The sequence below is a fragment of the Streptomyces atriruber genome (assembly GCF_001418325.1).
Classification (GTDB): domain Bacteria; phylum Actinomycetota; class Actinomycetes; order Streptomycetales; family Streptomycetaceae; genus Streptomyces; species Streptomyces atriruber.
Genome location: NZ_LIPN01000437.1, coordinates 1 through 6,092 on the forward strand (window position 1 = coordinate 1; position 6,092 = coordinate 6,092).

Below are 6,092 nucleotides of genomic sequence, written 5' to 3' on the forward strand. Positions count from 1 at the left end.
CGTGACGGTCAGCCACCCCATGAATCCGATGCCCCGCCGCCTGCTCCTCCTGGGCGCCCCCTCCGCCGCCCTGGCGGCCCTCGCGCTCACCGGGTGCGCCAGTACGGACGGCCTCGGCCACGGCGAATCCGCGCCGTCCGTCTCCGTGCAGCCGCAGCCCGAGGCCGTCTGGCCCGCCTGGGCCGGGAAGACCTCGCGGGCGCCCGGCGCCGAGGCCGCCACGCGCCAGCCGCCCCCGCAGCCGCTGAAGGGCCTGGAGGCCGGTTCGGGCGGGCTCGCCTCGATGGACGTCCGCGCGGTCCTGCGGGCCGACCCCCGCACGAAGCCGCTCGCCGACCGCGGAATGATCGACCGGCCGGGACAGGCCGGGATACGGCCGCCGATGTTCCTGGACCTCACCGGCGACAAGAAGCCGGACATGCTCGTGGCCGCCGACACGGAGAGCGGGCGTTCGGTCGTCGCCGTCTACACCGAGCGCGGCGGCAAGATCTACCCGATCCTCTTCACCTCCGGCAGGAGCATGAGCGTGGAGACGATCGGCCCCGACCTGCTGGTGCGCACCCCGTGCTCGGAGGGCGGCGAACAGGCCGTGCGCTTCCACTGGGACGGCGCGCGGATGTCCACGGTCAGCGACATCAAGAACTACAAGAGGTCGCCCCGGCCCTCCGCGACGGCCGACCAGCGGCCCAGCCCCTCCGACTCCCCCTCCCCGTGGGGCCCTTGATGCCGCGCAGGCTCGCGGCCGGGGCCCGTGCCGCGTTCAACGGTCTAGGGCTGCGCTGGAAGATCGCCGCACTGCTCGCCGTCGGCTGCGCCGTCGTCGCCGTCGCCATCGGCCTGCTCGTCCACCATGCGCGGCTCGACCAGATCTCCTCCGGGGCCCGCTCCGGAGCGGTGGCGCAACTCGTCCGCGTGCGCCAGCTGTACGAGCTGACGGGCCAGGTCGACCAGGCGGACATGGACGGCGCCCTCGACGACCCCCGGCTCCCCGCGACGCTGCGGCGGGCGGCGCTGGCCGGGCAGCGCACCACCTACCTCGACATGACGTCGGACGCCCCGTGCGTCTGGGCGGCGCGGCCGGTCGGCGACCACCCGCGCCACGTCCTGTCCATCCGGGAGCCGCTGGACGAACAGGCCTCCGACATGGCCGAGTTCGACCGCCAGCTGCTCGTCTCGGGTGCCGTCGTCGTCGGCCTGGCCGCGCTCGGCGGCGCCGGTCTGTCCAGCAGGCTGAGCCGCGAACTGCGCACCGCGGCGGCCATCGCGCGCCGCATCAGCCAGGGCGACCTCGACGCCCGCATCGCCCATCCGCGCCCGCCCGGCGTGCGGCACGGCAAGGACGAGGTGGCCGAACTGGCCACGGCCGTCGACACGATGGCCGCGTCCCTGCAACAGCGCCTGGAGGCCGAGCAGCGCTTCACCGCGGACGTCGCCCACGAGCTGCGCACCCCGCTGACCGGCCTGCACACCGCGGCCGAGCTGCTGCCGCCGAGCCGCCCCACCGAGCTCGTGCGCGACCGCGTCCGCGCCCTGCGCACCCTGACGGAGGACCTGCTCGAAGTGGCGCGCCTCGACGCGGAGGTGGAGAAGCCGGACCTGGAGGTGCACCCGCTGGGGCGGCTCGTCGAGGCCATCGCGGAGCGGGCGGGCGGGTCGGCGGCCGGTTTCACGGCGGTGGGCGCGGACCGCGCGTACGAGACCTTCGTACGGACGGACGCGCGCCGCCTGGAGCGCATCTTCGCCAACCTCGTCGGCAACGCCCGCAAGCACGGCGGCGATCCGGTCGAGGTGCACGTCGACGGTCTCGAGGTCACGGTCCGCGACCACGGTCCCGGCTTCCCCGATCACCTCCTGGAGGACGGCCCGCGCCGCTTCCAGACCGGCGCGCGGGAACGCGGCCAGGGCACCGGTCTCGGCCTGACCATCGCGTGCGGCCAGGCCCAGGTGATCGGCGCCCACGTGGAGTTCTCCAACGCGGCGGACGGCGGGGCGGTGGCGGTGGTGCGCCTGCCGGAGGCGTGACCGTGCGCTTTCCCGAGGCCCGGCGCCGCGGGTCATTACGCTGACCGCATGACGCACCGCCTCGCACCGAAAGCCAAGGAAGCCACCATCGGCGAGCTCGCAGCGCGCAGCGGAGTCGCCCCCTCTGCCCTGCGGTTCTACGAGGCCGAAGGACTCATCAAGTCCCGTCGCACCCCGGGCAACCAGCGCCGCTACAGCCGGGACACCCTGCGCCGGGTCGCCTTCATCCGCACCTCGCAGCAGCTCGGCATGCCGCTCGCCACGATCCGCGAGGTGCTCGCCCTGCTCCCCGAGGACCGCACGCCGAACCGCGCGGACTGGGCGAGGATCTCCGCGTGCTGGCGCGAGGACCTCGACACCCGGATACGGACCCTCCAGCGGATGCGCGACAACCTCACCGACTGCATCGGCTGCGGCTGCCTCTCGCTGTCCCGGTGCTCGCTCTCCAACACCTGGGACGAGCTGGGCGCCCGCGGCCCTGGCCCGCGCCGCCTCGTCGAGGAGCAGATCCCGTGCGCCACCGGTTCCTGCGGGGCGGCGTCGGAGAGTACTTCGGGCAGCGGGGAAGCGACTCCGTCGGAGACCCAGGAGAATCAGGAGAATCGGGAGAACCACGAGGACGTGTCCGTATGACAACCACCGCACTGGCACAGCGCATTGAGGTCGACGGACGTCCCGCGACCGCCGAGAGCCTGCTGTGGCCCGCTCTCGTCCAGACGGGGCACTTCACCGCGATGCAGGTCAGGGGCGGCAAGGTGCGCGGCCTCGACCGCCATCTGGCCCGGCTCGACGCGGCCACCCGGGAGCTGTTCGGGCACGGCGTCGACGGGGAGCACGTGCGCGGCCTGGTCCGGCACATCCTGCGCGACGACATCACCGAGGCGTCCGTACGGGTCTATGTCCACGCCCCGGACGGAAAGCCGTCCCACCTGGTCACCGTCCGGCCGCCCACGGTGCTGCCCGCGACGATGGAGGGGCGCGCGCAGTCGCTGCGCTCGGTGGCGTACCAGCGGCCCTTCGCCCACATCAAGCACCTGGGCGGCTTCGGCCAGGCCCGCCACGCCGAGCTCGCGCGGGGCGCGGGGTTCGACGAGGTGCTGCTCACCGGTCCGGGCGGGGAGGTCAGCGAGGGCGCGGTCACGAACATCGCCTTCTTCGACGGCACGGACGTCGTGTGGCCGGACGCGCCGCACCTGTCCGGCATCACGATGCAGCTGGTCCGGTCGCGTCTGCCCGCGGCGGGGCTGCCCACCCGGCAGGCTCCGGTCACCCTCGCGGACCTCCCCTCGTACGCGGCGGCCTTCGTCACCAACGCGTGGGGAGTGCGTCCCGTGCGGCGGATCGACGACGTCGCGTACGGGATCGACGAGAAGCTGATGGCGGCGGTGGCCGGGGCGTACGAGGAAGTGCCGTGGGACGCCCTCTGACACTCCCCTCGCACCTCCGGCCCGGCCTCCCGGCACACCTCCCGTCCGGTCTCCCTGCACACCTCCCGTCCGGCCCCCCGTCGTGCCTCTCGGTCCGCCCCGCGCCCCGCCCGGCGGATCGGGTCACCCATTCACAGGCGCGCCGCGCACCCTTCGGGCACTTTCCGCCGACACGCCGGTGACCTGCTGGAACGTTCCTTCTCTCGTACCGGGAGGCGCCCGCACACGGCCTTTCTGATGAACCATCAGGAGGCGTGGGCCGCCGAGTGCCACTTACCTCGGTAGAGCGGGGTTCGACCGACGCAGCGGCACTTGGGGGTGCCGCGGGCCGTGCCCGTGCGATGGCCCTCGGAGGAACGACCACATGCACTACGCCCGTCTGCTGACCGGTACCGCTCTCGCCGTGGCGGCGGGCGCGCTGGCCGTGCCGGCCTCCGCCGCTCCCGGCCCGCCCGCCGGGGGCCTGGAGATCCGCCCGGCCACCGTCACCCCCGGCACCACCGTCACGGTGAACACCACCGCCTGCGGCTCGGGCGGGACCGCGACGGGAGACGCGAGCGCGGTCGGCGCGGGCACCTTCACGCTGGCGCCGAGCACGCACCCGGAGAGCAGCGAGACCGCGGCCGGACGGTTCGAGGTGCCGCCGTCCGCGCAGCCCGGCACGTACGAGATCGTCGCGAAGTGCTCCGGGTCCGGCGGCTCCGGGACGAAGAACAAGAAGGTGGCGGGCGATCTCATGGTCACGATCACCTCCACCGCGGCCGCCGGCGAGCGGCAGCAGCAGCTCCCGAAGGGACATGTGAAGACGGGGGTCGGCGGCGCACTCGGCCCCGACCCCGTGCAGACCGCGGCGGGAGTGGCGGCCCTGGCCGTCGCCGCCGCGGGCGGTACCTGGCTCCTGCATCGCCGGGCGAGAGGCGACAGGATCTGACGGACACCCTCCGCTGTCCACCGGTACCGCCGCCCCTGCCCCCTCCCGGCCCGTGTCCCCTCGCGGGCCAGGAGGGGGACGAGGGCCCTGTCCGCCCGACCCCGAGGAGGACGCCGTATGCGTCGTACGGGCAGGAAGAGCGGCAACGCCGTCATAGGCGTCGTCACCGCCGTGGCACTGTGCTCCGGGGCGTGGCTGCTCAGCAGCGGCGCCGAGTCGCACCCGCCGCCCCAGCCGTCCGCCGCGCAGGCCGCGCAGGACCCGTCGACCGCCCCCGGCACCGGCTCCGACCCCCGCGCCGACTCCGGCACCACGCCGCTCCCGCCGTCCCCGCCCGACCGCGTGCGGATCCCCGCGATCGGCGTCGACACGCCCCTGATGGGCCTCGGCCTGACCAGGCAGGGCAGCCTCGACGTGCCGCCGCCGGAGCGGAAGAACCTCGCGGGCTGGTACGAGGCGGGCACCACGCCCGGCGAGCGCGGCACCGCCATCGTGGCGGGCCATGTCGACAACAAGGAGGGGCCCGCCGTCTTCTACGAGCTGGGCGCGCTGGAGAAGGGCCGCACGATCGAGGTGGAGCGCAGGGACGGCAGCGTCGCCGTCTTCACCGTGCACGCGAACGAGGTGTACGACGCCAAGGACTTCCCCGACGAGAAGGTGTACGGCGCCGCGCCCCGGCCGGAGCTGCGGGTCATCACGTGCGGCGGCAAGTACTCGAAGCAGACGGGCTACCAGGGCAACGTGGTGGTCTTCGCCCACCTCACCGCGGTCCGCTGACGCCCCGGGCCGGCCGTCAGGCCAGCCACTGCTCGTACGCCATCTTCACCACGAGCCCGAAGACGGTGGTCAGGAGCACGACGCGGACGAAGCCGCTGCCCTTCTTCAGGGCCGTGCGCGCGCCGAACATGCCGCCCGCGAGGTTGAAGACGGCCATGAGACCGGCCAGCTGCCACAGGACCGCGCCCTGCCAGGTGAACATCGCGAGGGCGCCCGCGTTGGTGCAGCAGTTCACGATCTTCGCGGTCGCGGAAGCCGAGACGAGGTCGAGGTGGAGCACGGCGGTCAGGGCGAGCACGAGGAACGTGCCGGTGCCGGGCCCGATGAGCCCGTCGTAGAAGCCGATGCCGAGGCCCGCGAGGCCGATCGCGGCGAGGATCCGCTTCGGGGACGCGGGACCGGTGGCGGGCGCCGTGCCGAAGGCGGGCTTGAGGATCACGAAGGCGGCGACGGCGAGCAGCACCACCATGATCACGGGCTTCAGCACGTCGGTGCTCATGCCGGCGGCGAAGAACGCGCCGCCCATCGACCCGGCGAGCGCGGCGAGCCCGATCCGGACCGCCGTCGGCACGTCGACCGGCGTCTTCCTGACGTACGTCACCGCGGCGCCCGTCGTGCCGACGATCGCGACGGCCTTGTTGGTGCCGAGGGCGTGCGCGGCCGGGGTGCCGCCCGGCAGGCCGAGGAGCAGGGCGGGGAGCAGCAGCAGTCCGCCGCCGCCGACCACGGCGTCGATCCAGCCGGCCGCGAGGGCGGCGAGGCAGAGGACGACCACCGTGGTCAGGGATATGTCAGGCATGATCGCGACCTTAAGGACGCGGTGATCACGCAGTCCATCGAACAGGTGAAAGTTGAGCGACTTCTGAGGTCGGTCGCGGCCGTCGTACGACGGGGTCAGGGCGCCGCCTGCGGGGCGGGGACACCCGCCGTGGGGC

At 73.9% G+C, this 6,092-nt stretch carries 7 protein-coding genes; 6 read left to right on the forward strand and 1 reads right to left on the reverse strand.

What is annotated here, in order from left to right; translation table 11 throughout:
• The 6 genes from AOK03_RS35025 to AOK03_RS35050 form a co-directional block, all read left to right on the forward strand.
• On the forward strand, positions 1 to 724 hold a 724-nt coding region (locus AOK03_RS35025; RefSeq protein ID WP_341845836.1), incomplete at its 5' end, for a hypothetical protein.
• The gene (locus tag AOK03_RS35030) at positions 724 to 2,022 is read left to right on the forward strand and encodes a sensor histidine kinase (RefSeq protein ID WP_063792649.1); all 1,299 of its coding nucleotides are present in this window, start codon (positions 724 to 726) and stop codon (positions 2,020 to 2,022) included. The genes AOK03_RS35025 and AOK03_RS35030, both read left to right, overlap by 1 nt.
• Before the next feature lie 48 nt (positions 2,023 to 2,070).
• Positions 2,071 to 2,655 (forward strand): redox-sensitive transcriptional activator SoxR, encoded by a 585-nt coding sequence (gene soxR / locus AOK03_RS35035; protein ID WP_055569424.1) that lies wholly within the window; start codon positions 2,071 to 2,073, stop codon positions 2,653 to 2,655.
• A complete protein-coding gene (locus AOK03_RS35040; protein WP_055569425.1) occupies positions 2,652 to 3,449 on the forward strand; it encodes an aminotransferase class IV in 798 nt (265 codons plus the stop codon). Before soxR ends, AOK03_RS35040 begins: the two co-directional genes overlap by 4 nt.
• Before the next feature lie 364 nt (positions 3,450 to 3,813).
• Complete coding sequence (locus AOK03_RS35045) at positions 3,814 to 4,380, forward strand: hypothetical protein (protein WP_055569426.1); 567 nt, start codon at positions 3,814 to 3,816, stop codon at positions 4,378 to 4,380.
• A gap of 117 nt (positions 4,381 to 4,497) precedes the next feature.
• A complete protein-coding gene (locus AOK03_RS35050) occupies positions 4,498 to 5,157 on the forward strand; it encodes a class F sortase (protein ID WP_055569427.1) in 660 nt (219 codons plus the stop codon).
• A gap of 16 nt (positions 5,158 to 5,173) precedes the next feature.
• Here AOK03_RS35050 and AOK03_RS35055 read toward each other — a convergent pair whose 3' ends face one another.
• Complete coding sequence (locus tag AOK03_RS35055) at positions 5,174 to 5,956, reverse strand: sulfite exporter TauE/SafE family protein (RefSeq protein ID WP_055569428.1); 783 nt, start codon at positions 5,954 to 5,956, stop codon at positions 5,174 to 5,176.
• Positions 5,957 to 6,092 lie beyond the last annotated feature (136 nt).

Excerpts from the sequence above, each read along its gene's own strand:
- AOK03_RS35030 (WP_063792649.1), top strand. The coding sequence starts at position 724 with ATGCCGCGCAGGCTCGCGGCCGGGGCCCGTGCCGCGTTCAACGGTCTA.
- soxR (WP_055569424.1), top strand. The coding sequence starts at position 2,071 with ATGACGCACCGCCTCGCACCGAAAGCCAAGGAAGCCACCATCGGCGAG.
- AOK03_RS35040 (WP_055569425.1), top strand. The coding sequence starts at position 2,652 with ATGACAACCACCGCACTGGCACAGCGCATTGAGGTCGACGGACGTCCC.
- AOK03_RS35045 (WP_055569426.1), top strand. The coding sequence starts at position 3,814 with ATGCACTACGCCCGTCTGCTGACCGGTACCGCTCTCGCCGTGGCGGCG.
- AOK03_RS35050 (WP_055569427.1), top strand. The coding sequence starts at position 4,498 with ATGCGTCGTACGGGCAGGAAGAGCGGCAACGCCGTCATAGGCGTCGTC.
- AOK03_RS35055 (WP_055569428.1), bottom strand. The coding sequence starts at position 5,956 with ATGCCTGACATATCCCTGACCACGGTGGTCGTCCTCTGCCTCGCCGCC.